The 26,118-nt window shown below is 47.7% G+C and carries 28 protein-coding genes and 1 pseudogene; 11 read left to right on the forward strand and 18 right to left on the reverse strand.

What is annotated here, in order from left to right; genetic code table 11:
* Positions 1-128: 128 nt before the first annotated feature.
* Positions 129-347, forward strand: a pseudogene (locus tag A8707_RS26870) (IS1 family transposase); the annotation flags it as partial.
* 363 nt (positions 348-710) lie between these two features.
* Here A8707_RS26870 and A8707_RS12995 read toward each other — a convergent pair.
* Together A8707_RS12995 and A8707_RS13000 are read right to left on the reverse strand one after the other, a co-directional pair.
* Positions 711-1,415 carry a DUF4347 domain-containing protein gene (locus A8707_RS12995; protein ID WP_231948051.1) on the reverse strand — a complete coding sequence of 235 codons (705 nt, stop codon included), beginning with the start codon at positions 1,413-1,415 and terminating at the stop codon, positions 711-713.
* 506 nt (positions 1,416-1,921) lie between these two features.
* A complete protein-coding gene (locus A8707_RS13000) occupies positions 1,922-2,218 on the reverse strand; it encodes a hypothetical protein (protein WP_068817636.1) in 297 nt (98 codons plus the stop codon).
* A gap of 236 nt (positions 2,219-2,454) precedes the next feature.
* On the opposite strand from A8707_RS13000, the gene A8707_RS13005 reads away from it, so the two are divergent.
* A complete protein-coding gene (locus A8707_RS13005; protein WP_068817638.1) occupies positions 2,455-2,748 on the forward strand; it encodes an RNA recognition motif domain-containing protein in 294 nt (97 codons plus the stop codon).
* A gap of 95 nt (positions 2,749-2,843) precedes the next feature.
* Positions 2,844-3,026: a 30S ribosomal protein S21 gene (gene rpsU / locus A8707_RS13010; RefSeq protein WP_068817640.1), complete on the forward strand. Its 183-nt coding sequence runs from the start codon at positions 2,844-2,846 to the stop codon at positions 3,024-3,026.
* 192 nt (positions 3,027-3,218) lie between these two features.
* On the opposite strand, the gene A8707_RS13015 is transcribed toward rpsU, so the two are convergent.
* The 7 genes from A8707_RS13015 to A8707_RS13040 form a co-directional block, all read right to left on the reverse strand.
* Entirely contained in the window at positions 3,219-4,247 is a 1,029-nt protein-coding gene (locus tag A8707_RS13015; protein WP_156518544.1) for an aromatic ring-hydroxylating oxygenase subunit alpha, read from the reverse strand.
* Between the two features lie 66 nt (positions 4,248-4,313).
* A complete protein-coding gene (locus A8707_RS28115) occupies positions 4,314-4,451 on the reverse strand; it encodes a hypothetical protein (RefSeq protein WP_156518546.1) in 138 nt (45 codons plus the stop codon).
* Positions 4,452-5,020: 569 nt separating this feature from the next.
* Positions 5,021-5,737 (reverse strand): prolyl oligopeptidase family protein, encoded by a 717-nt coding sequence (locus A8707_RS13020; RefSeq protein ID WP_068817643.1) that lies wholly within the window; start codon positions 5,735-5,737, stop codon positions 5,021-5,023.
* 173 nt (positions 5,738-5,910) lie between these two features.
* On the reverse strand, positions 5,911-6,957 hold the full coding sequence (locus A8707_RS13025) for an AI-2E family transporter (protein ID WP_068817644.1): 1,047 nt from the start codon (positions 6,955-6,957) through the stop codon (positions 5,911-5,913).
* A 378-nt stretch (positions 6,958-7,335) separates the two neighbouring features.
* Entirely contained in the window at positions 7,336-7,620 is a 285-nt protein-coding gene (locus A8707_RS13030) for a 4a-hydroxytetrahydrobiopterin dehydratase (protein WP_068817646.1), read from the reverse strand.
* Positions 7,621-7,629: 9 nt separating this feature from the next.
* Entirely contained in the window at positions 7,630-8,409 is a 780-nt protein-coding gene (locus tag A8707_RS13035) for an MBL fold metallo-hydrolase (RefSeq protein ID WP_331711714.1), read from the reverse strand.
* A 68-nt stretch (positions 8,410-8,477) separates the two neighbouring features.
* Complete coding sequence (locus tag A8707_RS13040; RefSeq protein WP_068817650.1) at positions 8,478-8,675, reverse strand: RNA-binding S4 domain-containing protein; 198 nt, start codon at positions 8,673-8,675, stop codon at positions 8,478-8,480.
* A gap of 155 nt (positions 8,676-8,830) precedes the next feature.
* Between A8707_RS13040 and A8707_RS13045 the strand changes: the two genes are divergently transcribed.
* Both A8707_RS13045 and A8707_RS13050 read left to right on the forward strand, forming a co-directional pair.
* Positions 8,831-9,211 carry a hypothetical protein gene (locus tag A8707_RS13045; protein ID WP_156518548.1) on the forward strand — a complete coding sequence of 127 codons (381 nt, stop codon included), beginning with the start codon at positions 8,831-8,833 and terminating at the stop codon, positions 9,209-9,211.
* Between the two features lie 92 nt (positions 9,212-9,303).
* Positions 9,304-10,743, forward strand: coding sequence for a glycosyl hydrolase family 57 (locus tag A8707_RS13050; protein ID WP_068817654.1), 1,440 nt, complete (start codon positions 9,304-9,306; stop codon positions 10,741-10,743).
* Between the two features lie 38 nt (positions 10,744-10,781).
* Here A8707_RS13050 and A8707_RS26880 read toward each other — a convergent pair whose 3' ends face one another.
* Positions 10,782-11,018, reverse strand: coding sequence for a YgiT-type zinc finger protein (locus A8707_RS26880; RefSeq protein ID WP_074382507.1), 237 nt, complete (start codon positions 11,016-11,018; stop codon positions 10,782-10,784).
* Between the two features lie 147 nt (positions 11,019-11,165).
* Between A8707_RS26880 and A8707_RS13055 the strand changes: the two genes are divergently transcribed.
* Complete coding sequence (locus A8707_RS13055) at positions 11,166-11,969, forward strand: hypothetical protein (protein WP_068817656.1); 804 nt, start codon at positions 11,166-11,168, stop codon at positions 11,967-11,969.
* Positions 11,970-12,062: 93 nt separating this feature from the next.
* On the opposite strand, the gene A8707_RS13060 is transcribed toward A8707_RS13055, so the two are convergent.
* Together A8707_RS13060 and A8707_RS13065 are read right to left on the reverse strand one after the other, a co-directional pair.
* The gene (locus tag A8707_RS13060; RefSeq protein WP_068817658.1) at positions 12,063-13,823 is read right to left on the reverse strand and encodes an ABC transporter ATP-binding protein; all 1,761 of its coding nucleotides are present in this window, start codon (positions 13,821-13,823) and stop codon (positions 12,063-12,065) included.
* Positions 13,824-13,891: 68 nt separating this feature from the next.
* A complete protein-coding gene (locus A8707_RS13065; RefSeq protein ID WP_068817660.1) occupies positions 13,892-15,109 on the reverse strand; it encodes a YdcF family protein in 1,218 nt (405 codons plus the stop codon).
* 642 nt (positions 15,110-15,751) lie between these two features.
* On the opposite strand from A8707_RS13065, the gene galE reads away from it, so the two are divergent.
* Positions 15,752-16,756 (forward strand): UDP-glucose 4-epimerase GalE, encoded by a 1,005-nt coding sequence (gene galE / locus A8707_RS13070; protein WP_068817662.1) that lies wholly within the window; start codon positions 15,752-15,754, stop codon positions 16,754-16,756.
* A 176-nt stretch (positions 16,757-16,932) separates the two neighbouring features.
* On the opposite strand, the gene A8707_RS13075 is transcribed toward galE, so the two are convergent.
* The gene (locus A8707_RS13075) at positions 16,933-17,571 is read right to left on the reverse strand and encodes a sugar transferase (RefSeq protein WP_068817664.1); all 639 of its coding nucleotides are present in this window, start codon (positions 17,569-17,571) and stop codon (positions 16,933-16,935) included.
* A gap of 271 nt (positions 17,572-17,842) precedes the next feature.
* Here A8707_RS13075 and A8707_RS13080 point away from each other — a divergent pair, with 271 nt between their 5' ends.
* Together A8707_RS13080 and A8707_RS13085 are read left to right on the forward strand one after the other, a co-directional pair.
* Positions 17,843-18,112 carry a hypothetical protein gene (locus A8707_RS13080; RefSeq protein ID WP_068817666.1) on the forward strand — a complete coding sequence of 90 codons (270 nt, stop codon included), beginning with the start codon at positions 17,843-17,845 and terminating at the stop codon, positions 18,110-18,112.
* Between the two features lie 237 nt (positions 18,113-18,349).
* Positions 18,350-19,270, forward strand: coding sequence for a HetZ-related protein 2 (locus A8707_RS13085; protein ID WP_068817668.1), 921 nt, complete (start codon positions 18,350-18,352; stop codon positions 19,268-19,270).
* Between the two features lie 6 nt (positions 19,271-19,276).
* On the opposite strand, the gene A8707_RS28120 is transcribed toward A8707_RS13085, so the two are convergent.
* The 3 genes from A8707_RS28120 to fba are packed head-to-tail and all read right to left on the reverse strand — an operon-like array spanning position 19,277 to position 21,507.
* Entirely contained in the window at positions 19,277-19,441 is a 165-nt protein-coding gene (locus A8707_RS28120) for a hypothetical protein (RefSeq protein WP_156518550.1), read from the reverse strand.
* Between the two features lie 57 nt (positions 19,442-19,498).
* Positions 19,499-20,368, reverse strand: a complete 870-nt coding sequence (locus tag A8707_RS13090; protein WP_068817670.1) for a beta-galactosidase — start codon at positions 20,366-20,368, stop codon at positions 19,499-19,501.
* Positions 20,369-20,427: 59 nt separating this feature from the next.
* Positions 20,428-21,507 carry a class II fructose-bisphosphate aldolase gene (gene fba / locus A8707_RS13095; RefSeq protein WP_068817672.1) on the reverse strand — a complete coding sequence of 360 codons (1,080 nt, stop codon included), beginning with the start codon at positions 21,505-21,507 and terminating at the stop codon, positions 20,428-20,430.
* A gap of 254 nt (positions 21,508-21,761) precedes the next feature.
* Here fba and A8707_RS13100 point away from each other — a divergent pair, with 254 nt between their 5' ends.
* The gene (locus tag A8707_RS13100) at positions 21,762-23,186 is read left to right on the forward strand and encodes a GAF domain-containing protein (protein WP_156518552.1); all 1,425 of its coding nucleotides are present in this window, start codon (positions 21,762-21,764) and stop codon (positions 23,184-23,186) included.
* Positions 23,187-23,346: 160 nt separating this feature from the next.
* Here the strand turns inward: A8707_RS13100 and A8707_RS29700 are convergent, their stop codons facing one another.
* The gene (locus A8707_RS29700; RefSeq protein WP_068817674.1) at positions 23,347-23,667 is read right to left on the reverse strand and encodes a hypothetical protein; all 321 of its coding nucleotides are present in this window, start codon (positions 23,665-23,667) and stop codon (positions 23,347-23,349) included.
* A 119-nt stretch (positions 23,668-23,786) separates the two neighbouring features.
* Positions 23,787-23,933 carry a hypothetical protein gene (locus A8707_RS29065; RefSeq protein ID WP_197484759.1) on the reverse strand — a complete coding sequence of 49 codons (147 nt, stop codon included), beginning with the start codon at positions 23,931-23,933 and terminating at the stop codon, positions 23,787-23,789.
* 482 nt (positions 23,934-24,415) lie between these two features.
* On the opposite strand from A8707_RS29065, the gene A8707_RS13110 reads away from it, so the two are divergent.
* On the forward strand, positions 24,416-25,699 hold the full coding sequence (locus A8707_RS13110; protein WP_068817676.1) for an MSMEG_0569 family flavin-dependent oxidoreductase: 1,284 nt from the start codon (positions 24,416-24,418) through the stop codon (positions 25,697-25,699).
* The last annotated feature ends 419 nt before the right edge of the window (positions 25,700-26,118 follow it).

The following is a 26,118-nucleotide window of genomic DNA, read 5'->3' on the forward strand; positions in this document are numbered from 1 at the left end:
AAGGTTTTCTTAGAATGAGACATGGTTTCAGGAAACGTTATCTCCAATACTGGAAAGGCTCTAATGGTACTCGAACCTGTAAAGTGCCCCAATTGCAGTGGGATGAAGGAGCCATCCGGAATTGAGAATTTTACACGGACGGTTGGGGCGCTTGCGAAAGACACCTCAACGCTCAACACCAGGTCGGGAAAATCAACACGTAAAAGATCGAACGTAGCCATCTGACGTTACGAACTCGAATTAAGCGATTAACCCGAAAGACCATTTGCTTTTCCAAGTCGATTCAGATGCACGATATCGTGCTGGGCTTACTCATCAATCGATTTGAGTCTGGTCGCTCTGTCTGATCTTGAGACTACCTTGTCTAGAACACCACCTGAGGGGCAGTGATGACTCAGGAAACTACTGAAGAAGAATCTGTAATTTTTTCTTGAGGAAACTCACTTATAAAATTCGGCGTTGCTGAATCGATCGATGAAGCACAGGTTTTACCCTCACCCTAGCCCTCTCCCTAATGGAGAGGGGACAAGAGTTCTGGCTCCCTTCCTCCCTAGGGAGAAGGGTTGGGCAAAGCTCTCGCCCCACTGCGTGAGGAGGGCATTTCATATCTGCATTCAGCAACACCTAAAATCCCTATATTTCGTTGAGATCGCTTTACATGAGCAGTGAAAAGTGAGTAAGGCTCCATACTTCACTTCTTCTAGACTGCATCAGCTAGCCAGAGAGAGGTTGAAAACTCCGCTATAGGTCGAAGTCAGCGGGGCTTGAAACGCAACTTTCGCCGCAATTTCACCCGTATCAATCTCTAGCACCGTTTTTTCTAAATTCCAGTTTCCTCCGAGCTTCGCGCTGCCTGTCTGATCAGTAGATGCGGCAATATCGGCTGCGGTCAGCTTACTCAACTTTTTCATAAATTCATCGCCAACCATCCCTGCGCCCACGTTAGACCCATAAAGCAAGATGTCAGCGTCGGGGGTTAGCGCAGATGCCCAACGTCGTAGGCTAGCTCGATAAATATCGAGTGAACTGGTGGTTAGCTGAGTCACTCCAAGCTTTAAGACTCCTGCATCACCCGGTGAGATCAGGTGAATTGCAGAAATATTTTTAGCGCTCTTTAACACTTGAGTGATTTGAGCAATGCCGTCTCGATCGCCCTCCAAAATCACGACGGTGACTCCTGAACGAACTTCAGCCGCCAGGCTTTCATAATTGGGCAAACTGGAGTCAATAAACGCAATCTCTCCCATAATCGTTGCCGAGAGAGGAGGCGGCACAACTGGCGCAATTCCTACATCCAGTGATTGAGGCGTGATGGGGTCTGTAGAGATTTTGGAAGTCGGCTGAGGAAGCAATGCAGCAGGCATCCCTAACGACATCAAATCGATCGGGGCGACCTGCACTTGAACAGTCGGCAACGAATCAGTGGAGCTGGTTAAAGCAGCTTGGTGCGCAGACCCTGTGAAAGGTTGAAGCGTGGAATCACTAAGAGATGAAGAGGACGTAAGCGCTAAACCAGTGGAAATCGGATCTTGAATCGCTCCACTGGTAAGGGGTGAGTTTAAGGTAGAGATGTTCTCAGACAGGGGTGCTGAGGTTGAAGCAGGTAGCCCAATATCAGAATTCATAAACTCCAAATTTTCCTTAAGACGTAAAACGACCGAACCCAGTTGATAGGGACAGTCATGATCACCGCTGCTTTATTGAAAGAGGCACCCCTAAACCCAAGTGACTTAGGCTGCTGCGAATTGAGGATTGACTGAGCGAGTTGTCACCCCCTCGATCGCATCTCCGCAAAGATGTTGACTTCCTGAACAGTTATGATTCTTTCTACAGCTTAGAGAGAAGTCTCCCGGAGCTATTAGCACAAGAAACCTAACTTTACAAAACTTTCACGACCGATCCACTCAAACTGCCCATCTTCTTAGCGAACCTCATACTGAGGGAGAGGATGATTCATTTTGCGGGATTCTGAAGGGTCACGCCGTTGCGGACGCAGCGATCGAGGTCTGGAGTTTTCGTCTCGAATCGGATCTAGGGGCGGTGGCGACGATGCAGCCAAGACAAAAACGCGCCGACCATTCACGATATTGTAGAGATCGGTTCCGACACACACTAACCCAGTTGATTGCAGGTCTAAAATGCGCTCGTCTCGCTTCTGTCGAGCTTGCGCCGCATCATCCCAGTCTGTCTCTAGAAACACTTCTTGAATAGAACTCATCGAATCCAAAAACCTCTTTTACTACCTTGCTATTCAGCGTAGCGCTTCTTCTGAACCATGTGGGAACCATGACTTAAAGAAAGTCGTAGGCAAATCGTGATGATTTGACGTGTTCCCTAACCTATTTCCTGTGCTAGGCTGTCACCAGGAATTATTTTCGGCTGTGTAATTCGTGTTCATCAGCGTCTCTCCGAATCTAACTCTCCACACTTTTTTTGGATTCTGGAGACAATTTCATGTCAATTTACGTGGGCAATCTCTCTTATGAGGTCAAGCAAGAGGACCTAACTGAGATCTTTGCTGAGTATGGGACGGTTAAGCGGGTGCAGCTTCCGACCGATCGAGAGACTGGACGGATGCGTGGGTTTGGGTTTGTTGAAATGGGCACCGATGCCGAAGAAGATGCCGCGATCGCAGCATTAGACGGAGCAGAGTGGATGGGTCGCGATCTCAAAGTAAACAAAGCGAAGCCTCGCGAAGACAGAGGACCATCAGGTGGTGGCGGTGGTCGTCCTCCTAGACGCTATTAAGCTGGTAAGCTAGGAAACTGACGTTAAACCCTCTTAAAGGCAGACCCTCGTCTGCTTTTTTTGATAGAGACCCATTCATTAAATCAGGAGAACCGATGACCCAAGTGATTCCTGGCGAAGACGAAAGAATTGATTCCGTGTTGCGCCGATTTAAGCGTGAAGTGTCTAAAGCAGGCATTTTTCCTGATATGCGAAAGCATCGTCACTTTGAAACGCCGATCGAAAAGCGGAAGCGTAAAGCTTTGGCTAAACAGAAGCAACGTCGCTTCCATCGCTAACGATCGTGTCAATTTGTAACCGATTCAAGACCTCGTAGTCCTATAAATCGTTGAAATTTCTCATACAATGTCAAGCTCTAGTGGCTTGGCATTATTTTTTGCGACTCGTCCACTACCAGGTTTGTCTAGGGCTGTCGAACTCGCTAGCCACCGTGATTTTAGACTGTCTAATGAGGTCAACAGCAACCTAATTTAAGCGGTGTAAATTTTGCCCAGTCCGAGGGCGCTTAAGCCTTTGCGATAAGCGATCGAAGTTTTATCTGCCCGGATGTGCGCCTCAGCCAGCAACTCTAACGGCAAGTCTTCGGGATATTGCGCCTCTACGACTTCTTTGTCTTCGGCAAACACCTGGTAATTAAATTCATACACAGGTTCGAGCGGCATCTCACGATCGAAGTTCCGGCAAATCGGGCAAAAAACGCGAGTCTTGCGGGCAGAAACCGGAGAGGCGGCATTAAGAATACACAGCCGCCCGTCGTCTGGAAAGTGAACCGTCAGGCGAGCCGTAAACGGAAAGTGAACATCAAAAATGCGGAGCCATTCAAAATCGGCAGGAGCGCGATCTTGCAGCGCTTTGGGAAAATTGCTGACAGTGCTGAGATATTCAACGTGAACCCCGTTGTTCGTAGTGTTCACTTCATAGCGAGGCACGATCGGGTTATTTGAATCACCAAACGTGTCTGTGTGTACCCAAGCAAAATGGGAAACATCCAGAAATCCCTCGACCTGCCTGCCCGCCGCCGCGTTTAAGTTGACCGCATCGGGCAGAATTTGCTGATAATCAGCGTCTTCCCACTCAGGAAAATCGGGCAGCGGAGTGCGATCGTCGCCCGCTAAACACGTCCAAATCAATCCATAGGCTTCTTTGACTGGATAGGTCTTGAGGCAAAGTTTTGGCGGAATGCTGGCACCCGGTTGGGCAGGAATCAGCACACAGCGACCGTCAGACGAATAGTGAAAGCCGTGATATTTGCACACCAGTTGATCAGACTGAACTCGACCCATACTTAGCGGAATGCCGCGATGTAAACAGAGGTCGTTTGCTACCGACAGTCCCGCAGCCGTGCGCCAAATCACCAAACGCTGATCGAGCAACGTAGCTGAAATCGGCTGGTCTTTGAGATCGTGGCTAAACGCGATCGGATACCAAAATTGAGACAACGCATCCCAATCAGACTCGGTAAACGTGCAGCCTCTCGGATAAGTCATGTGATCGCTCATAGTGATAAATTCAGCAATAGTCCGGGTGAGAGCAAACCGTTCATAAAAGCAATTAGTCCTCTCAGTTTAGTAACCTATAGAGCCTGTCGCGATCCCTGACTCTAAAATTGTGTGAATCAGAGGCAGAAATGCCTTTAAGCCATACAGCAGATTAGGAAGAGGGGCAGTCTGATTGCCTTCAGCGTGAACGGCTACGTGAGTCATGGTCAGAGCCTCAACTTTTTCTAGAACGAAAGCATTCTCTAAAAGGCTTCCGGGGTTAGCGGTGCAGAAAAAGGCTGACAAAAGCAGAAGTCAAACGGTAAAGTGTTCAGTATTGTGTCAACTGCCCTCCCGTATACGGTATACACTTGAGGCAAGACGGTTACTGTGTCTAGTAATACATTCTCGACATCCTTCAGCTCTCGATCGGTTCGCGCCTCGTTTTCTTAGGTGATTTAACTTGAAATCAAACCATCACTTTTTCTGTAATTGATAGAAATATGCGTAGAGAAACACGCTTATAGGATAATTAATGAATGACTACTTTACTGATTAAGAACATTCACACGCTGGTCACAATGGATTCAGACAGACGAGAAATTCGCAATGCTGCGATGATCGTTCGTGATAACGTGATTGAACACATTGGAATAATCGAAGAACTCCCGCAAACGGCTGACGAAATTTTAGATTTGCACGATCGCCACATCGTCCTTCCGGGTCTCGTCAACACGCATCATCACTTTTTTCAGACGCTAACGCGAGTGGTTCCAGCCGCACAGAACTGCGATTTATTTAACTGGCTGAAAGTGCTCTATCCCCTGTGGGCAAATCAAAACATCTTCAGCCTGGTTAGCGCCAAGCCGATGATAGTAAAGTTTTTGAAAATAGTTTGCGTCTTCTAGCTTGGTTTTTTCGTTCGGCTCGTCATAGCGAGAATAGAAAAATCCTTTGTGATCATGAGTCCACGATGCGCCAGAAAATTTAATCCACTGCAAGCGATCGCTCGTGTCTTCCCCTGTTTCGATAGTTCGCACTCGCCACTCTTGCCAATCAGAGCCAGACGTAGACAGCCCATACGCCATCCACGCGCCGTCTTCGCTGATTGACAGTCCAGAAAGTGCGACGGTGCCATCGTCTGAGAGTTTGTTGGGGTCGAGCAACACTCTCGGTTCATCGTCTAAAGCATTCAGCGTGTAGAGAACGCTTTGATTTTGCAGTCCATCATTTTTGAAATAGAAATAGCGATTTCCTTCTTTAAACGGAACGCTGTATTTTTCATAATCCCAGAGTTGCGTTAGGCGTTTCTGAATCGCTTCTCGCACCGGAATTTGCTGCAAATAGCCGAACGTGATTTGATTTTGCGCCTCAACCCAGGCTTTCGTTTCGTCAGAGTCAGGATCTTCTAGCCATCGATAGGGATCAGCGATCGCAACCCCATGATAATTATCAGTTTGCTCGATTTTACGGGTGTCAGGGTAACGCAACGATTGATCAGAATTGGACATAGCGCGGCATCCTAGAATGTGAATCACCTTCTAGTGTGCGATCTTTGCCTCAAAAATTCTATGGGGGTGGCGATCAGAGAATCCATTTTATTCATCATCAGCCATTCAATAGCCATCTAAAAGTAGATCTTGTCGATTCATGCCTCGTTGAGGCTTGTTTTCCAAATACGCCTCTAACCCCCTTGTGCCTCCTCAATTTCTAGCAGGCTGACGATCACTCCCGCGATCGGAACCGCCAAAAAGATTCCCAGGAGTCCTGAGACCCGCGTCCCAACCAGGAGCGCAAAAAACACCACTATAGGATTGAGATGAACCGTACTTTGCATCACGCGCGGCGAAACAAGATTATCTTGCAGTTGTTGCAAAACCACGCAAATGGCTAATACCTTAAGTGCCTCAACCCAGCCGCTTTGCACCAAAATAATTAAACATACAAAGGTGACTCCTAACGTTGCGCCAATGCCTGGAATCACATCTAAAATGCCGATCGTCACGGCAAGCAAAAACGGAAAGGGGATTTGAAGCAGCACGAAAACAAAAAAAGTGGCAACACTCAGCAGAGACGAAATCAGCAGTTGACCTCGAATAAATCCCACAAAGTTTCTTTGCACCACGGTCGAGACCCGATCTCGATGCTGAGTGGGAACCAGTTTGAGGATCAGTCGCCACAGCTTTGCGCCATCAATCAACATAAAAAAAGCAACGACCAGAACAATGATAGAGGTGACGTAATTCTGCAAAAGAAAGGGCAAAGAACTGACTGCCCAATTTAACCCAACCACAAACGCATTGCGAACCTGAGCTTCGATCGCATTTAAGTTGAGTGAAATATTTCGGGCAGCTAAAGCACTCTGCACCTGGTCGAGTGGATTGTTTGAGGTATTGAGAGTCTGAAGTAGCAGCATCGCTAACTGTTGAACTTGATCGGTCAGCGTTAGCCCGATCGCAATGCTCAATACAATAATAGTGATCAGGCTCGATGCGATGACAAGACCTAATGCAACGCGTCGTTTGACAAATCGCTCTAGATAGCGCACTGGATAATTGAGCAGCAGTGCCAAAATTGCTGAAAACGCAAACACAAAAATCACGTATTCAAAATATTGAATTAGGGCAACAAATGCCCAACCGCACGCAAAGAACAGCAAGAAGCGAACTGACTCATTCGTGCTGATCCGACTCCAAAGCGACTGGTGATTGGTGGGTGGCTCTTTATCCATTTCTATTACCGCTCTCCTAATTGGTCGTCTTGTGGATTCGTTATATCTGCTTGCGGCACAACTAAACCTGTCAAGAAGATGTAGACTTCAGCCAGATTAAAAGACTTCCAACGGGACCACTTCAGTCAAAGGGTGAATCTATTTGTGAATTGCTGTGAACGTCAGGGTTCAGCTGTAATGGTTAAGGTTCAGGAAGCTTCAGCTATTTTCCCCGCCAAAGCATGTCAGGTTTGACTGGTTCTAGATCGACTCTAAGTTAAGCAATGCTGCCGCGCTTGCGGGTTTCTTTATAAAACGTGCCCACTCTTAGCCCCGCGCGGATGAGTCAATCTCCTCTATTTCAGCCGATTCTCCTAGCAGAAGCAACGATCTTCAGCACTACGCTAATTCGTTTGCTTTGCGTGCCCAATCGACATCTTTCATCGTGATGCCACCCGAATCATGGGTTGTGAGATCGATCGTCACTCGGTTATAGACGTTGAACCATTCGGGGTGATGTCCGATCGCTTCTGACACCAGCGCCAGACTTGACATAAACCCAAACGCTTCGACAAACGAGGGGAACTTGAACTGTTTATGCAGTTTGTCAGATTCGATCGTCCAGCCATCAAGTTGAGCGAGTTGGACTTCTAGATCTGGGGGTGACAGTTTGGAATCAGACATCTTTTTTCCTTAGTAAACGATCGCCGCAGGTCGCAGAGGAATCTCGATGCGATCGCCAGGTTTGGGTTCTAACACTTGAGTATCGAGATTGTTTTGAGCTAATCTTGTGCGAAACTCATCAACACTTCCGATCGCCTTCAGCACTGAAATTAACAATCCCTCAAACATAATATCGCCCCCTGCGGCCGTCGGAAGCATTACTTGGGGCTGAACGTCTTGTGCCAGCTTTAAAGCGCTTTCGCTGCCTTTGATTAGCGAACCGATGAAGGGGAGTGCCAGATCGATCAACGGAGTGATAATGACCTCGATCGGAGCATTCTCTTTGAGGGTCGGAGCGTGAGACCCATGCGGCTCATAGTAAAGTTTGACTCCGCTCGTTAGCTCCTTCAGCAAATAACCGTTCTCCTGCACGATCGGACCTAACGGAGAACCCGGAGTTGCCTGAATCGTCAGGTGATCTAACGTGAAGGTCTCCCCATGTTTAAGGGCAGTCACTTGAGAAAAACCCAACTGTTGAGCAACCTTTGCAGCGCTGGGAGAACCGACTACCGGAATGGCTTTATCCAACCGCTTTAACGTCTCTGGGTGAGCGTGATCTTCTAACCCCTGTGACAGCAAAATCAAGTCTAGAGCGTCAGGAATCGTCCGGTTTTGATGACGGTAGCCTTTAAACAACCAGGTGAGATTTCCGAAGGTCAAATCTCCAACTAGCCAAGGGTCAAGCAAAATGCGCTTTCCGGCAATCTCAATCAGCCAGGAGTTGCTGTCTAACCAGGTTAAATACATCATTAGAATTCGGAGCGGCGGTGACTTCTAAATCTTAGAGGATTGTTGCGAAATATGAACATTTAGATGCTTCATACATCCACCTTGATATATTCCCCCATTGTGAAAACCCGATCGCCTTTAATCAGCTTCCGTCCTCGTCGCGTCTCGACCTGCCCGTTTACCTTCACTTCTCCGGCTTGGATCAGCACCTTTGCCTGTCCGCCGCTTTCGACAATGCCTTTCATTTTGAGGAATTGGTCGAGTTTAATCTTTTCGTCAGTTGCCATGATGAGCTATTGAATAGTTGATGATCTTCTACAGTAGTCTGCTTCGCTTTCAACCGACAGAATTCATCACCACTTTAAACAATCCGTCCTTCGCTTCGCTAGGATAAATAATATAATCTCACCGTCTTTGAGATGACACTCATGGAATGGATTTGATGCTCAACGCTTCATCGGGTGACGGCAACGCGGCACCGATCGTCGAATCAGAAGATGGCTTGTCTGGCACGAGTCAAATGAGACCTTTGGGAAATTATCAAACGCTGTCTGCCTATCGCAGTCGGCTTCGGGTTGAAGAAATGCTGGTCAGTCCTTGGCGACACGCTGAGACGGCGACTCGCTCCAATCCTCGCCCTGCTTATCTCGATCATGCCGCTCCGTTGTCTCCTCTGCGCGATCGCGATCTAGTTGCGCTTGATGAATTCTTCGATCGCTCTGATATGTCTAGCTTAGAGCAAGACGTAAATCGTCATTTACTCCGTCTGTTTCCTGAACCCTGCTGGGGAGACGATCTCAGCTTTCTCAAAGAGCATCTCTGATAAGTTTTGAGTTTTAAGTTTTGAGTTTTGAGTTTTTCGGTGTGACTATTGGGGAATGCCCTTCAGTGACCTCCTCCCCATTTAAAGTTTTTATGTCTGCATTGCCCGAATTAATCAACGGTTTGCCCAATATTTGCGGTCACGAGACAGAAGTAACCGCCGCACTTCAGCCCGATCGCCCTGTATTTTTGCCAAACACAAATTTGAAATTAGAGTCCCTTTCGGCGACCTTCTCGATCGCGCTGCACATGCACCAGCCGACTATTCCAGCCGGGGCAGATGGCTCACTGATTAGCAATTTGCAGCAGATGTTTGAGCATCCTTACGACGGAGATAATCACAATGCGGCTCCGTTTGCCTGGTGCTATTCGCGCATGGGTGACTTTATTCCTGAGTTGGTGTCTCAAGGCTGCAATCCCCGCGTCATGCTCGACTATTCGGGCAATCTGCTTTGGGGGCTGCGACAGATGGGGCGCGGCGACGTTTTAGATAACCTCAAGCGCATCACCTGCGATCGCACCTACCAGCCTTATGTCGAGTGGCTGGGGACGATGTGGAGTCATGCCGTCGTGCCCTCGACTCCGATCGCCGATCTCAAACTCCATATTCGGGCGTGGCAGCACCATTTTGCAGCTATCTTCGGCTGGGAGGCACTGGCACGAGTCAAGGGGTTTTCACCGCCAGAGATGCATTTGCCCAATCACCCCGATACGCTCTACACCTTTATTCATGCGCTTAAAGAGTGCGGCTATCGCTGGCTGCTGGTGCAAGAACACTCGGTTGAAGCGCTGACAGGGCACTCGCTAGACTTTAAGCATCTGCCTCATCGGTTGGTGTCTCGCAACTCTCAGGGTGAGACGATCAGCATCCCCGTTTTGATTAAAACTCAGGGTTCAGACACAAAGCTGGTGGCTCAGATGCAGCCTTACTATGAAGCCAAAACGCTTTCAAAACAGACAATATCTGGGGTGAGCATTCCGGCGATCGTGACTCAAATCGGCGATGGCGAAAATGGCGGCGTGATGATGAATGAGTTTCCAGGGGCGTTTAAGCGGGCTTGGCATGAAGTCGCAAACGATTCCACCGTTGCTGGAGTCAACGGCACAGAGTATCTAGAACTGATCGCCGCTGCTGGCTGTCGAGAAGATGATTTTCCGACCTGTCAGGCGATCGGGCAGCATTTAATCTGGCAAGAAGTCGATCCCGAAAAAGTCACGCCTGCGGGAATGGAGGCAGCGATCGCTCACCTCACCCAAACCCATCCCAACTTTCACATGGATGGAGCGTCTTGGACTAATCATCTCAGTTGGGTGGCGGGCTATGAAGAGGTTTTGACCCCGATGAATGATCTCAGTGCGCTCTTTCACAAAACTTTTGACGCGTCTAAAACCACTGAATCTGATGATTATCGTCAGGCATTACTCTACAATTTGCTGCTGCAAACGAGTTGTTTCCGCTATTGGGGGCAAGGCACCTGGACAGAGTATGCCCAAGAACTTTATCGGCGCGGCAAAACGTTGCTGAAGGGCTAGGCAGTGGTGCAGTGTGGTGCAGTTGCCCTTCAACGGAATCACAGCCGTTTGCAGATGTCATATTTGTTAGTTCTCTTAGGAGCTTTTACTCCGGTTGCAACCGCATGAACCGTATGAAGAATATTGGCTGAATAGTACCGATTGCCACAGGGATCACAGACTCCGATCGTCACGTCTTCAAGAATGACAAATCCATCTCTATGTTTGAATGCTTCGCGCTTGACGATTCGGGGTTGAACAGTTCCTTCGCAATACTCGCATCTGTATCTATACATACGATTAACCCTCAAGCTCAGTGGCTTCATAAACCGGAACGATTAGATTTGCTACCTTAGAATCAGGCTATAGCCCTGTAGATGTCAATAAATATACTTCGAGATATTCTGCGAAGGCGTAAGAATAACATTGGGGGCAATTAGGCAATGGGAGAGGCATGGAACAAGGTACAAAAGCGTAAAAAAGCAAAAATTAAACTTGCTGAGTTGATGAGTAAGGCTGACCAAGTAGTTATCATTCACTACTCTTGTGAAAGCTTCTATGATAGACCTGATGGCTCATCTCCAAGAATCACTTCTATCGCAGTCCGCAATTTAGAAGCTAGACAAACTAAGTCTTTTTCAATTCATCAAGTTGCAGAGAGAAAAGGATACTCAGCGAGTGCATTAGAGCAACACTATAACCAACTCGAAAAATTGATGCTGGATGAATTCTATGATTATGTAAATCGGCACAGTTCTCACATCTGGTTACATTGGAATATGAGGGATATTAATTATGGCTTTCCAGCCATAGCTCATCGTTATCGAGTTCTTCAAGGTGAGCCTGAAGAAATCAGCGAGTCTAAATTGGTTGATTTATCTCCTCTACTGATCGCTATTTATGGATCTGGATACATTCAGCATCCTCGATTAAAAAATCTCGTAGATAGGAATCACATAACACACAGAGACCTTTTAGACGGAAAATCTGAAGCTGAGGCTTTTGTCAACAAACAGTACGTTAAACTTCACCAATCAACTCTTAGAAAAGTTGATACTTTTGCGAACATAGTGGAACGCGCTGCTGATGGTTCGCTTAAAACAAATTCTACTTGGAAAGACATCTATGGAAGCTACCCAGCAGCAGCGATTGAGCTGATCAAGGAGAATCCCATCATAAGCGCATCAGTAGGCTTTATAGGTTTTGTGAGTGCTCTTATTGGGATAGCTACCGTATTCATCAAGTAGCATTCTTAGATTAAATGAGAAGGTTCTTGACAACCCTCAGACTATCATATTCCCGATAACTTTAATACTTGAAACCTTTGGTCGATCTCGATCTTATTTCAATGCTTCTTCGAGCTTGTTTTGATTCCACAGAGTGCGATACAAGCCATCCGTCTCCAGCAACTGCCCATGAGTTCCCGACTGCATGATTTGCCCTTGATCCATGACAAAAATCCGATCGGCAGATGCCGCCGCAGACAGTTGGTGAGAAATAAACACCACCGTTTTACGCTGAGTGCCTTCTGAGAGGTTTCTCAAAATCTGGGTAGCGGTTTGGTTGTCTACACTCGACAGCGCATCGTCTAAAATCAAAATCGGGCTATCGACTAACAGCGCACGAGCAAGCGCAGTCCGTTGGCGTTGACCACCAGAGAGAGTGATGCCGCGCTCACCGACCATCGTGTCATAGTGCTGCGGAAAGTTGAGAACCTCATCGTGAATCTGTGCCTGTTTTGCCGCTGACTCGACTTCAGATAACTCTGCGTGAACTTTGCCATAGCGAATGTTGTTTTTGATCGACGTGCTGAACAGAAAGCTTTCTTGCGGCACATAGGCGATCGCGCTTCGCAAATCCTCAATTCGCAGACTCGTGATGTCATAGTCATCGAGAAATAGCTGACCAGGAGCGATATCTAGCAGACGAGGAAGGGCATTTGCCAACGTAGATTTGCCAGAGCCGATCGCGCCCACGATCGCCACGGTTTCTCCTGGAGCAATGTCAAAACTAATGTGATCCAGCGCCGGAGTCACTTTTTCTGGCTCACTGGTCGGATAGGAATAGAGCAAATCTTGTGCCGTTAGTCTGCCTTTCACCTGCTCGATCGCTAACGGTATCGCATCCGGTTTATCTTTGATTTTGGGTTCAACCGTGAGAATGGACTCGACTCGATCGATACTCACTTCGCCCCGTTGATATGCCGTAATCGTGAAGCCCAACAGCGCAGTCGGAAACACCAACTGTCCGACGAGCAGCAATAGCGCGATAAAATCACCGACCGAAATAGTGCCATTCGCGATCGCGCCGCCCCCAAACCACAGCAAGATCAATCCGCTTAAATAACCCAACCCTTGCAAAATCGGAAACAGCGTATTTCGAGTCTTTGCCAGTTGCAGATTCGCATTCAACAGTTGGCGGTTTAGTTGCCGAAATGCTTTACGCTCGTTTTCTTCTTGAGCATAAATCTTGATTAGTGCAATGCCGCTCATGTCTTCTTGAATCAACTCGCTCATCGTCGAGAGTTCTTCCTGCACGGCAAGCTGTTGATTTCGCAGCTTGTGACTAAATAAATTCACCAAAATCAACATAAACGGATAAACCGAGATTGCCATGAGAGTCAATCTCACGTTGATCCGCATCATTACAGGCAGCGTCAGCGCATAGGCAAAGGTCGTGTTTGCCAGACTCAGCACTGCAAATCCGAGCAGGCGACGAATGTTTTCGACATCGCTCGTTGCCCGATTGATTAAATCTCCGATCGTATTCGTCGCAAAATAAGACGGCTCTAACCTTAGCAGGTGATCAAAAATCTTTTGCTTGAGATCAAACTCAACCTGTCGCCCGACACCAAACAGCAAAGTTCGCGAAATCATTCGCACACACCACATCGCCGTGGCAAGCACCAAAATCAGCCCCACAAAAAACCAAACGCGATCGACGTTGAAGGTGACCCCCAACTCATCGATCGCGTCTCTAATTAAAAGTGGAATGTAAACCGCCAGCGCATTTACGACTAGCAACGTACCGATTCCCAGTGCTGTGTTACGCCAGTGAGGACGTAAATAAACACCCAATTTTTGGAGTTGCGATCGCGCCATGATGAGGGACTCTAGCAAAAAATTAGAAACCCCCTCATCCTATCTCGCAATTAGGACGAGGAAGTTCTTCAAATCGTACTGACAGGTCTAATCCACCCTCGCAAGAAGTAGTAGATCGAAGTAATGTACTCATTAATCACGCGAGAACTCAACGCAAATGCCTCGGTGCTCGGCAGCAAATCACCGATTCGGAATCCTCGCTCAATCAGATCTCGCCCTTGGGTGCGCCGTCTCAGTGAGTCTTTTTGAGGCAACGTGTAGAAATCAGTTGGACGAGAAATAATGGTAATAGGCGTTTCTGATCCCTGACTGTTAAACTCTCGGTTAAAGGTCAGCGCGGCTCGACTCATCTCGATCGCGGAGGTCACTAAAAAAAGCTGATTTCCAAAGCCAATCCTTTGCGATTGCAGCAATGCACGGACGTTGACCGCACTGTCATGCACAGTAGGGCTTTTGGTATCTTGAATAATGTTGCCTGCCGGAACGCCCTGGTTTTGCAAAAACGTCGCAATATCAGTAGACTCTGCGGTGCTTTCTTGCGTGTCGCCATCTTTGCGATCGCGCCCCTCTCTAGATCCCGCACTCACAATCAATAGCGGATTGGTGCCTCGCGCCACCTCTTCCTGATAGAGTCGCGCCGCATAGATCAACCGATCGCCCTCCTCGGTTAGCTGAATCGGCTGTTGAGTCAAAATGTTGTAGGCGGGTTCGGTCAACGGCTCGACAGGCTCAATCAACGGTACCTGCGTGGTTTGAGGAGGCGTAGTAGGAGCCGGAGCAGGTTGAGTGCGAGGACGAAGCTGAAGTCGAGTCGTGCCTTGCCCTAACACCACAATGACGCGTCTTCCTCCTGCGAGAGACTCTGCCGGAGCCGCGCGCGTAATTTGTAGCGCCTGAGCCTCAGCGCGTTGAGCCAGAAAATAAGACACTGCCGGGATGCTCAAAATCAACAGCAACGGAATCGCCACCCTCAGCAGCGTCAATCCTGTTTTAGAAATGCCTCCTCTCAGAAGCTCTGTCAAGACGATCAGAAAGAAAATCAGAATCAACCCTAACGGGCTAAACGGAATCGCAATCAGTTGCCAAATGTCTCCAAACAGACCGTCAGCAGGGGCACCTCGATAAAACGTCAGCGCACTGACCCCCAACAGCAGCAGAATCACCAATCCGCCTAAAAACGCCTTGGGGAGCGCTCTAAGCAACACATACCAGGTAAAAAGCCCAACGACGACCCAAAGCAACACCTGGGTTAAGAGCACAAATACATCTGTTACCAATAAGACCATGCTGTAATTCCTTAAAGTTCTGTGACGAACCGCATTTAATGTTTAGACTCAATTCCTAAAGTTTCACGAAGTCAATCTACCAGTAACCGATCCAGGAAGACCCAAATGTCTCAAAACCCCATTCAGTCTAGGATTGTACCGAAGATTGCTAATTTCGCAGCCAAAATGACCGCGATCGCCACAAATTCTTTTCAACCTGACGTTCAAGATGCCTAAACTTTAGTGAAATTCTCGCCTTTAACCTGGCTCTAAAAGGGCAAAAATCGTGCAAGATGCAGGATTGTTACCCCCAAGCGCAATCTTAAATTTTTGAGTGTTGTTAACGTTGGTTAGGTAAAAGGGTGTTGTGTCATGAGGAACGATCGTGGAATTAATTTTGGCAGGAATTATGTTTGTTGTAATCTTTTTTCTCCTGATGAAAGAGCTTTTTTGGTGAGAATAAAGAAGTGAAGCTGCGCGATTAGTATCTATCATTCAATCAACAGAATAATGAAGTTTTGGCGATTTTTATAGTCTAAAATTCCATCGGCAACTCGACACGCTTATCCTGAGAGTCAGAAGCCTCTATTCAACAAGGCTTCAAGGTCTAGAACTGACCCCCGACCCCTGATAAAGAACTGTAATCTTGCGAGGAGCTAGAGCGTGCAACCAGAAAAACCAGCTATTTTAGTCACCGGGGGAGCCGGGTATATCGGCTCTCATGCGGTGTTAGCCCTGCAACAAGCCGGGTATGAGGTCGTGATTCTTGACAACTTGGTTTATGGGCATCAAGACCTCGTAGATCAGGCGCTTCACGTCAAACTTGTAGTGGGTGACACCAACGATCGAGAGTTGCTCGATCGGCTGTTTGCCTCCCGCAAGTTTGCGGCGGTGATGCACTTTGCGGCATACGCTTACGTGGGCGAATCGGTCACTAAACCCGACAAATATTATCGCAACAATGTGGTTGGCACGTTGACTTTGCTGGAAGCGATGACGGCTGCGTCGATCGATAAGTTTGTCTTTTCCTCAACCTGTGCGACTTACGGAGTCCCCAATCAGGTGCCGATCCCAGAAGATCATCCTCAAAACCCGATCAACCCTTATGGGGCGACCAAGCTAATGGTCGAGCGGATCTTGGCAGACTTTGACCAAGCCTATAACCTCAAATCCGTTTGCTTCCGCTATTTTAATGCCGCAGGTGCCGATCCCGATGGGCGATTAGGCGAAGACCACGCTCCAGAAACCCACCTGATCCCGCTCGTATTAATGACAGCGTTAGGTAAGCAAGACTCGATTTCGATTTTAGGCACTGACTACCCAACTCCAGACGGAACGTGCATCCGCGACTATATTCATGTGACTGACTTAGCTCAGGCTCATGTGCAAGGACTGGAGTATCTCTTAAAGGGCGGAGCATCAGAAGTCTTTAATCTGGGCAATGGCAGCGGCTTTTCAGTTAAAGAGGTGATTGAGAGCGCTCGTCAGGTCACAGGTAAACCAATCGCGGCTGTTGAACACGATCGTCGCCCTGGTGATCCTCCTGCGTTAGTAGGCAGTGGCGAGAAAGCTCGAACCGTTCTAGGTTGGAAGCCCGACTACCCCGACATTAGCCAAATTCTTGCCCACGCCTGGCAGTGGCACCAAAAACGTCACGGGACGAAGTAATTTCTACATAGCTACTTTATGAACAAGGGGCTTAAGCCCCTTGTTGCTTCGACCGCAACAGAGCGTCCTAATATAATTTCGTAGGGCTACACACATTAAGTGTTGATTGTGAGAGCCGTGCTCCTTTAATCACAGCTTAATTAAACCGCAATCGCAAGTGAAGTTCCGCAAAAAACCTAAAATGCGCCTACTCTGGCAAAAATCACATAAAGGGTCTTCAAAATGAGAACTACATCATAAAGCGGTGTCCAGAGAGCCTGATAGCGCAAGTCAAGCTTAACGATATCCTCAAAGTCGGTCACAGTCGATCGCCCATTTACCTGCCACTCTCCGGTTAACCCTGGCTTGACCGTTAGGCGCTGCCAGTGATGCTCACTATAGTGAATCACCTCGTCAGCAGTGGGCGGACGCGTCCCTACCAGGCTCATTTGCCCGATCAAAACGTTCCAAAACTGCGGAAGTTCATCCAGGCTAGTGCGACGGAGAAAGCGCCCCACTCGTGTGATTCGAGGATCTTGCTGATTTTTAAAGATTAGCCCCTGTGCCTCGTTTTCGATCTGATGTTTGAGCGCCTCGGCATTCTCAATCATCGATCGAAACTTACAGAGCCGAAACGGCTTGCCCATCAACCCATATCTTTTTTGGCTATACAAAATCTGACCAGGGCTGTCAAGACGAATGGCGATCGCGACTGGAATGAAAAATAAGCCGACGATTCCTAGCCCGATTAGACTGCCTATAATATCGATCGCTCGTTTGGCGGAAGAGTAGGTTGATCGATGGGGGACCTTAATTGAAGTAGAAACTGTCATCATTAAATCGGCAGCCGTTGTTGATTGGGTGCGTGCTGTTGGGCGAGTTCCAGGTAGGGAACGGGTAAAAAAATACTGAAAATGCTTTTGGACGTGCGGGTACAACAGAATATAGGCTTATCCTCCTAGTAGGTGACAGTGCTATCCGCAACAATTCCTCAAATCTTTTTATTGCCTTAATGAATTAAACTTTTTGTGAAGGCTTGATGAAGAGAATAGGGTTGACGATCAGGGAACTTGAGTCAATGGTTTGTTTGAGAAAAGGGTTTGAGGAGTGGCAGAATCTCGCGATCGGTTAGAGGCTGCGGTGGGGCAAATTGCAGAAACCGTGCTGGCAGCAGCAGATGCCATTGAGCAACTTGCCGATCGCTTAGATGAGTTGTCAATTCAAGTGCAGCAGCAGGGCTATGAGATTTTTGCCTTGAGCGATGCGATGCAGACATTAGCGGCAAATCAGGATGACACGCTGACCCGACTCGCTGAGTTGACCGAAACTTTACAGCAAATGAACGCGTCTTTGAAAGCAACCGACGATCGCGCTTGAGGTTCAAGATTCTGCGACTCACGCTACAAACGTCGTGCGCTGAAACTTGATCGATTCTGTTAAGTTACGAACAATTTGCAGACAAAGTTTTATACTTTGAACCTCACCCCTTTATGTCTTCTCAAAACTTTGAGCGTTTGTGAGAAAACAAAATTTGGGAATTACCCGAACGGGTAAGTGATTTTGATCGGGGTTGTAAGGCAAACTCTATAACAGGGCATTGAGGACGGCAATTTCATGACACGCGCAGAAGACATTGCTGACAGATGGCGGCTACAGTTGCAGAATGATTTACCTAAAATCAGCCGATCGACTCACGAGAGCATTATTCAATGGCTAATCGGGGAAGACCCAACGCGGTTTGATGACTTGCTTCCCAACCAGTTAGAAATCGCCAAACAAGCGATGGATTATCGCTATCGCATTCTTTGTCAGCGCTATTTAGAAGCTGGACCCGAACGCGCTTATAAAGGGCTGATCCAACGATTAAGCAGCTTGTTTTTGATTCGCAACAAAATCCGCACCTGGATTGCGCTGTCTCGAGATCGTCAGCGATCGGTGGTCGATGTGCTGCAAGAAGTGATTCAAGAATTGCTGCAAAACGATCACTATATGCAGCAGCAAATCGCTTGGATTGCTCGATGCACCAATGATCCCCGGCTTCGCAATGCGCTTGTGTTGACCAGCACCGAAGAATATTGTCTGCGTCCGATTCGCAATCAGCCGCTTTTGGTCTATCGATTTGTCAACTATCTGCGACGCTCACAGCGAGGCGGCATGACTCAGGTTCCGGCTGCCGATTTCATTCGGTTAGTCTCAGAGGAGATCGCACCTGATGACTCTGAAGGGTCGGTTAGCTTGCTTGATGGACAAGCGATCGCCCAATATCAGGAAGGTCAAGCGCAAGAACAACAGCAAGAACTGCGCCGCACGATCGCGCAAGAGTTTGAGTCTTATCTCTTAGAGCGCGTTGATCCCCTAGCGGCTGAGTGGCTAAAGCTTTATTTGCAGGGACGATCGCAAGAGGCGATCGCTCAAGATCTCGATATGCCGATTAAACAGGTGTATCGACTGCGAGAAAAGGTGAATTATCACGCAGTTAAAGTCTTCGCCTCTAAAAATCAGCCCGAACTTGTGACGGAATGGTTAGGGCGTTAGCAAGTCTCACGATCGAGTCGGATGGGCAACCAATTCTTTAACCGCATTCAGCATTGAAGAATTGCCTTTGTTGCGCTCAGACAGCCACCATTCTGCACCCCACAAATAGATTCTAGAAATCCCCGACCGGGTGGCATAGTTCCAGGTTTCAGTTAAGCGATCGGGATTCATTGAAATATAGGCATCTTCGGGGTGAGCAAATCGATAAGGTCCATCAGGTCCCCAGGGTTATGCTTGCATTTCTGCCACCCAAAACGGCTTTGCTTTTTGTTGAGCGATCGCGGCTTGATACGCTAATCGTAAGGGTGAGAAAAATCCCATTCTGAACATCTCAACATATCCGCTGTAAACAGGACTTCTGAAGAACAGTTTGTTGAACAGTGTGATAGCAACTACATCACTGTCAAAATCTAGAGTCTCTCGAATTTGAGAAGTCATCCAGGGAGAAAAGGCAAAGGTGACGATCGTCGGATGACTATGTTGATCCAACGTGCGAACTAATTTAACTTCTTCAGCCACCAATGGCGCAACTTCACGACAGTGTTCGCCGCCCCAGATCTTGCCTAAAATCTTTGCCAAGGGTTCGTTTTCGACTTGCCACGCTTCGAGTGCTGGATGGTCTTTAAAGTGCAGCACAGCGGCTGTGGTCATGTTGAATAGGGCTTGTTTGAAGTCACGATCGTCCAGCGATCGAGTCCAATCAGGCGCATAACACTCAGGATATCGAGGAACGCGATGTCCGACGACTAACAGAATTTTTGCATTCGCTTTGCTGGCTTCTTGCATCTGCCAATCAAGCGTTTCCCAGTCAAAGATTCCAGGTTTCGGCTCGATTTGATCCCAAAAGATTGGAATCCGAATCTGTTTGATGCCAATGTCGTTCACGATTTCTCGATAGGCTGATTTCCAGTTCAAACCCAGCGCTTCCGCATTGATTTTTATGAACGTTGTGCCGACTTTCACCTCATTTGCAACGCCTGAATCTTTGACCGTCCATTGCAGAAGAAAGTCTTTAGAAAATAGGAGGATTAGCGTCAATAAAAACAGCCAAATTCCTCTTACAACACTTTTCTTGAACCGCCGATGTTTTAGTTTCATAATAAAAAAGCTGGGCAGTTTTGCAACTACCCAGCTTCCTAACGATTAACGACTAACTTTTAGACACCAACCGTTTTCTTGGTGACAGCGGTGAGTTCACCTTTCGCATACTTCGCAGCATAGTCTTCAAGGCTCACTTGCTTGATCTTGCTGGCGTTGCCTGCGGCGCTGAACTGCTGATAGCGATCGGCACACACTTTTTGCATGTACTTAATCGATGGCTTGAGGAAGAAGCGAGGGTCAAACTCTTTGGGGTTTGAAAATAGCGCTTCACGTACAGCGGCGGTAATCGCTAAACGGCAGTCAGTGTCGATGTTGATTTTACGAACGCCGCTCTTGATGCCCTTTTGAATCTCTTCAACAGGCACCCCGTAAGTTTCAGGGATCGCACCGCCATTTTGGTTGATCAGCGCAATCAAATCTTCGGGAACAGAAGACGAGCCGTGCATGACCAAGTGAGTGTTGGGTAAGCGGCGGTGAATTTCTTCGATGCGGCTGATTGCCAAAACTTCGCCCGTCGGTTTGCGAGTAAATTTGTAAGCCCCGTGACTGGTGCCGATCGCGACCGCCAGTGCGTCAACCTGAGTGCGCTCGACAAACTCAACGGCTTCGTCGGGGTCGGTGAGAAGCTGATCGTGGGAGAGGGCACCCTCAAAGCCGTGACCGTCTTCTGCTTCGCCTTTGCCCGTTTCGAGTGAGCCGAGGCAGCCGAGTTCGCCTTCGACGCTGACCCCGATCGCGTGAGCCACTTTCACAACTTCGCTGGTCGTGCTGACGTTATAGTCAAAGCTGGCAGGGGTTTTGGCATCGGCTTCGAGTGAGCCATCCATCATGACGCTGCTGAAGTTGTTCTTCATTGCTGAATAGCAGGTTGAGGGCGCATTGCCGTGATCTTGGTGCATCACAATTGGGATTTCGGGATAGGTCTCGATCGCCGCTAAAATCAGGTGACGCAAGAAGTTTTCGCCCGCATAGTTGCGCGCACCACGAGAAGCTTGCAAAATCACGGGGCTATCCGTTTCATCGGCAGCCCTCATGATTGCCTGGATCTGCTCCATGTTGTTGACGTTGTAAGCCGGGATGCCATAACCGTGTTCAGCCGCGTGGTCAAGCAGCAGCCGCAAAGGTACAAGCGCCATAGATAGTCCTCCTGGGTGGTTAGGGTCAGCGAGTGGATGTTAAACAAATTAATTGTTAGGACAATCTTAAGACAGTTTTACGCTCAAACATAGTCGAATTTGTCGATCGAGTCAGCGAGATAAGTAAAAATACTATTAATTTTACTTATCTATAGATAGATGAACCTCTGCTCGATCCAAAGCTTTCGTAGTTTGAGATACAGTGCTAGCGGTCGATCTGCGCCTCAATGAGAGTGAAGATTCGGCTGATTTAGATGACTGACTCGATTGCTGAACTGCTCGACCCGACCCGACTTTTGTTTGATTTACAGCGAGGGAACGAGATTGCTCAACGGTTCTCAAGATGTCTTGTGCCCGAGGAAATTGCCAATCACGTCACCGACGGCTTAGTTGAAACCTTTGGCAGTGCTTTTGCGCGAATCTGGCTCTTGGAACCTGACCAAACCACTCTCAAATTGGTTGCCTCTTCAGGAATGTATACCCACATCAATGGCGCGTTTGCGAGAGTCCCGATGGGTGCCTATAAAGTAGGCAAAATTGCCCAAAATCGGGTGTCTTTTCTAAGCAATCATTTGGCAGATGAGCCGTGGGTCGGAAATCGGGAGTGGGCGATCGCGAATCAGATTCAAGGATTTGCAGGCTATCCGTTGGCAATTCAGGGCAGAGTGATTGGAGTGCTGGCGACGTTTAGCCTCCACGCAATGGAGCCAGAATTTTTAGAGGTGTTGCAAACCCTATGTACGATCGTATCGATCGCCTTAGACACTGCCCTCCAGCACCAAGCAGAAAAGCAAACCTGGCAATCATTTGCTCAACATCCCGCTTTCCATCATCTGTCTTTGTCTGATCAGTTAGCCAGTCTCTTAAAGTCTGCTCGACTCACCTTAGTCGGAACCGAGCAGTCGCTGTCGCTGCCTCTAACTTATGTATTTCTGCAAGCCGCCGACGCTTTAAATCGAGTGAACTGTGCCTATTGTCGGCTGATTTATACAACAGAAACGGTGGCGATCGAGGCGATCGTGCCCACATCTGATCAAGCAGTTCGTGACCCAAACAAGATAGTTCACTCTGCGTTTGGTGAGTTATTGTTCGCCGTTTCCTGTTTGGGAGGCGTGCTGCAAACTCAAACGGGTGTGAATCAAAAAGCGATTCAGGTTTCAATCAAAATTCCTTATTTAGGTGCGGTTTCGGGAGACTGTGTGCAAATTCAGTGCACGTTACCCGTGTTGCAAATGGCGTTCACACATCTAGCTTTTTTAGCGGGTCTGACGGTGTGTGATGGCGATGCAGATGCCCCATTGTTGACGGATGACCTGACTCAGATTCATGCAAAACGAGTGCTGTGGATTCAGCAGAGCGCTCAGACGTTGCCCAAAGGAGTCAAGGCTAAAGTCGATCTGACGATTACGCCCGGGCAATTGCGAGATGCGATCGCGGCGGTCGCCCGTGGCGAGAGTTGGGGCATCGAATCTGATGCTGAGGTGCAGCCAATGCTGTCGGAGCGCGAGTTAGAAATGATGACGCTGTTGGCGGAGGGATTGCGCGATCGTGACATTGCCAATTATCTGGTGATTAGCGAAAGTACGGTCAAGTTTCACATGAACAACGTTCTTGCCAAACTCAAAGCGCGAACTCGATATCAAGCGCTTCATCAAGTGGTTTTGAATGGCTGGATTTAGGGCACCGCACGAAAATGAAGTATCAGACTGTGACGCTCGTGTAGAATTAGGTCGATCGCTATGCAGTTTTCTCAAAGGGCGATCGATCGCTGGTGGCATCCTCAACTGGCAGCACGCAGATGAAGTTTTGCTGCTATTGATAGATAAGCACAACAAATTACTAAAAGACTCTAAATTGGTTGAAGAAAATTCTGGTTAATTTTCTGAGCACTTGCATGAAGATTACAACTGCTAGCAACGCTAGAAACGCATAAGCTACAGCATAACCGATGTCAACATAGCATAAGATTACAAATGGGATGAAGGTTATTGCAAGAGCAAGAATGATTAAAGTAGTTCCATAGGTCAGACGATAAGCCTCAGGAAATTTTGCAGTGTCTCTTGCAAGGTTCAAACCAAAGACCTGTGAACTCTCCACTTCGTTAAGCTCTTTCCTAATCTCTTGCTCAAAGCTGAGAAGATTAGAAGAAATAGAAAACATGACGGTCGTTCTAATTAAAGACACGAACCCAATCAGCACAAAAAACAAAAGCAGGCTGAGGAAACCTATGAACAGAAGCCCATTGTAGTTGATTCTAGAGTTAGTTAATACTATTGCATCTACGATAGGCTTCCAAAAATTATAGATGCACCCGCCGCTTCTAAAAGCTTAAAGTCTTCAAAACTACTTTTGATATGCTCCTCAAGCTTCTCATTCAGTCGAGCATATTCTTTATATAGATAGTCTATTCTTTGATTAGAATCCATGTTCGTTTTCATTGAAAATGATTGTTTTAACAACAGTCCGGACAATTTTAAATCGCCAACGGTGGAATGCGGGTTTCAGCATCATCACTGAGGCAAATACCAACGGTGGAATGAGGGTTTCAGCCTCTGCCTCAAAAAATGTCCGGAGTATTGTTTTAAACTTTCGTTGTTCTGTCAAATAACAATACACTGAGTAGGAATTCACTCTGCTTTTCTAACATACAGATCTCTAATACGGCTCTACAGTACCCGCCTAGGTAGTTTAACGCCAGACGTACTATAGATATTCTGATGAATTTGACTCATTGACTGACCCCTGTTTATTTAGACAGGGATGAGCATTGGTTTCAATGGCGTTAAGAGAGAAACGATCGCCACGCCCTAGCCCAATCGCTAGACTTCAATCTTTCGTACTGCGAGATACAAAATTCTTAGATCTCTAGCCTTTAATCTTGCACTGTTATCTCTGCAAGAAATCGCCCATGAACACACATTATTCAGTCGTTGTAGTAGGAGGAGGGCAAGCTGGACTCTCGATCAGCTATTGCTTAACGCAGCGCGGCATTGATCACATTGTGTTTGAAAAACACACGATCGGACACGCGTGGCGATCGAGCCGTTGGGATTCGTTTTGTTTAGTCACCCCAAACTGGCAATGCACTCTGCCAGGGCATCCTTATCAAGGTGATGACCCCAATGGGTTTATGCAAAAAGATGACATCGTGAACTACATCGAGACCTATGCTGCGTCGTTTAACCCTCCGGTGAAAGAAGGCGTTGCAGTGCTGCGAGTTTACAGGAATGACGATCGCGGAATTTTTGACGTGACGACCTCGATCGGAGAGGTCACCGCCGACCAAGTTGTGATTGCAGCCGGGAGCTACCATCGTCCCAAAGTGCCGCGCATGGCTGAACGGCTTCCCGTAGATATCGTGCAACTACATTCGTCTCACTATAAAAATCCGCACTCTCTGCCTGATAAAAGCGTGTTAGTCGTCGGCACCGGACAGTCGGGCTGTCAGATTGCAGAAGATTTGCATCTTGCAGGCAAAAAGGTTCATCTCTGCGTAGGAGGTGCGCCCCGATCGCCCCGCCGATATCGTGGCAAAGATGCGGTCGATTGGCTTGAGGAAATGGGCTACTACAATCTATCGATTAATGAGCATCCTCAAAAAGAAAAAGTCAGAAGTAAAGCCAATCACTACCTCACAGGTCGCGATGGCGGACGCGAAATTGACCTGCGCCGATTTGCATTAGAAGGAATGCAGCTACACGGCAGATTGAAATACGTTGGCGATCGTAAACTCGATTTTTGGGATGATCTCAAGCAAAATCTCGATCAAGCCGATGCCGTTTCTGAAAGCATTAAAAAAACCATTGACGGATTCATTGCAAAAAACCAGATCCAAGCGCCTACAGAGACACCCTATCAACCTGTCTGGGAGCCAGAAGACGACGTTCTCAGCGTGGACTATGAGCAGGCAAATATCGGCACAGTGATCTGGTCTACTGGATATGAATCTGATTTTAGTTGGGTTGAGCTTCCGGTATTTGATGGCAAGGGTTATCCGGGGCACGATCGAGGGGTGACTCAACTCGAAGGACTCTATTTCTTGGGGCTTCCCTGGCTTTATACCTGGGGTTCAGGCAGGTTTTCAGGAGTCGCACGCGATGCAAACTACATTGCTGATTACATTATATCGAGAAAGAAATTATCGCCTTCCAACGCGTGGAGCATTGTAAATGAATTTTTGATCGGCTCATAAGTAAGTTGATGAAACCATTTGTAGGAGGCGTTTCGGCTCCGCTCAACGCTCAATACTTCAAGAAACGCGGGTTGAGCGAAGTCGAAACCCAGGTTGACTTTGATTGAGCCTATCTGTTTAAAGCCCGGTTATTAAAAACCTATCGATTTAGACAGGTACTTGATGAGGATTGCAGCTTGTTTTTAGCGTTGTCATTGTCATCCCTAGCCTTATAACTAGACCTGCAACTTTCGTATTCATCACTACAAAACGTCTGGGTAGCCAGCCCTTAATGTGGCATCACACAAGTCCGTTAGAGATAAGGAGACCATCATGCCTGAAGTATAGCCGTTGCCAGTTAGGTTAGGACATACTATAGAAGTTGAGACCCTCAAATGAGCGATGCCAGCCCCCTACAGCGATGACCTCCGACAAAAAGT

It is taken from the genome of Phormidesmis priestleyi BC1401 (genome assembly GCF_001650195.1).
GTDB classification, from domain to species: Bacteria; Cyanobacteriota; Cyanobacteriia; order Leptolyngbyales; family Leptolyngbyaceae; genus Phormidesmis_A; species Phormidesmis_A priestleyi_B.

Coding starts and splice junctions, on each gene's coding strand:
- A8707_RS13000 (WP_068817636.1), bottom strand. CDS start 2,218: ATGAGTTCTATTCAAGAAGTGTTTCTAGAGACAGACTGGGATGATGCG.
- A8707_RS13005 (WP_068817638.1), top strand. CDS start 2,455: ATGTCAATTTACGTGGGCAATCTCTCTTATGAGGTCAAGCAAGAGGAC.
- rpsU (WP_068817640.1), top strand. CDS start 2,844: ATGACCCAAGTGATTCCTGGCGAAGACGAAAGAATTGATTCCGTGTTG.
- A8707_RS13015 (WP_156518544.1), bottom strand. CDS start 4,247: ATGAGCGATCACATGACTTATCCGAGAGGCTGCACGTTTACCGAGTCT.
- A8707_RS28115 (WP_156518546.1), bottom strand. CDS start 4,451: ATGACTCACGTAGCCGTTCACGCTGAAGGCAATCAGACTGCCCCTCTT.
- A8707_RS13020 (WP_068817643.1), bottom strand. CDS start 5,737: ATGTCCAATTCTGATCAATCGTTGCGTTACCCTGACACCCGTAAAATC.
- A8707_RS13025 (WP_068817644.1), bottom strand. CDS start 6,957: ATGGATAAAGAGCCACCCACCAATCACCAGTCGCTTTGGAGTCGGATC.
- A8707_RS13030 (WP_068817646.1), bottom strand. CDS start 7,620: ATGTCTGATTCCAAACTGTCACCCCCAGATCTAGAAGTCCAACTCGCT.
- A8707_RS13035 (WP_331711714.1), bottom strand. CDS start 8,409: ATGATGTATTTAACCTGGTTAGACAGCAACTCCTGGCTGATTGAGATT.
- A8707_RS13040 (WP_068817650.1), bottom strand. CDS start 8,675: ATGGCAACTGACGAAAAGATTAAACTCGACCAATTCCTCAAAATGAAA.
- A8707_RS13045 (WP_156518548.1), top strand. CDS start 8,831: ATGCTCAACGCTTCATCGGGTGACGGCAACGCGGCACCGATCGTCGAA.
- A8707_RS13050 (WP_068817654.1), top strand. CDS start 9,304: ATGTCTGCATTGCCCGAATTAATCAACGGTTTGCCCAATATTTGCGGT.
- A8707_RS26880 (WP_074382507.1), bottom strand. CDS start 11,018: ATGTATAGATACAGATGCGAGTATTGCGAAGGAACTGTTCAACCCCGA.
- A8707_RS13055 (WP_068817656.1), top strand. CDS start 11,166: ATGGGAGAGGCATGGAACAAGGTACAAAAGCGTAAAAAAGCAAAAATT.
- A8707_RS13060 (WP_068817658.1), bottom strand. CDS start 13,823: ATGGCGCGATCGCAACTCCAAAAATTGGGTGTTTATTTACGTCCTCAC.
- A8707_RS13065 (WP_068817660.1), bottom strand. CDS start 15,109: ATGGTCTTATTGGTAACAGATGTATTTGTGCTCTTAACCCAGGTGTTG.
- A8707_RS13075 (WP_068817664.1), bottom strand. CDS start 17,571: ATGATGACAGTTTCTACTTCAATTAAGGTCCCCCATCGATCAACCTAC.
- A8707_RS13085 (WP_068817668.1), top strand. CDS start 18,350: ATGACACGCGCAGAAGACATTGCTGACAGATGGCGGCTACAGTTGCAG.
- A8707_RS28120 (WP_156518550.1), bottom strand. CDS start 19,441: ATGAATCCCGATCGCTTAACTGAAACCTGGAACTATGCCACCCGGTCG.
- A8707_RS13090 (WP_068817670.1), bottom strand. CDS start 20,368: ATGAAACTAAAACATCGGCGGTTCAAGAAAAGTGTTGTAAGAGGAATT.
- fba (WP_068817672.1), bottom strand. CDS start 21,507: ATGGCGCTTGTACCTTTGCGGCTGCTGCTTGACCACGCGGCTGAACAC.
- A8707_RS13100 (WP_156518552.1), top strand. CDS start 21,762: ATGACTGACTCGATTGCTGAACTGCTCGACCCGACCCGACTTTTGTTT.
- A8707_RS29700 (WP_068817674.1), bottom strand. CDS start 23,667: ATGTTTTCTATTTCTTCTAATCTTCTCAGCTTTGAGCAAGAGATTAGG.
- A8707_RS29065 (WP_197484759.1), bottom strand. CDS start 23,933: ATGGATTCTAATCAAAGAATAGACTATCTATATAAAGAATATGCTCGA.
- A8707_RS13110 (WP_068817676.1), top strand. CDS start 24,416: ATGAACACACATTATTCAGTCGTTGTAGTAGGAGGAGGGCAAGCTGGA.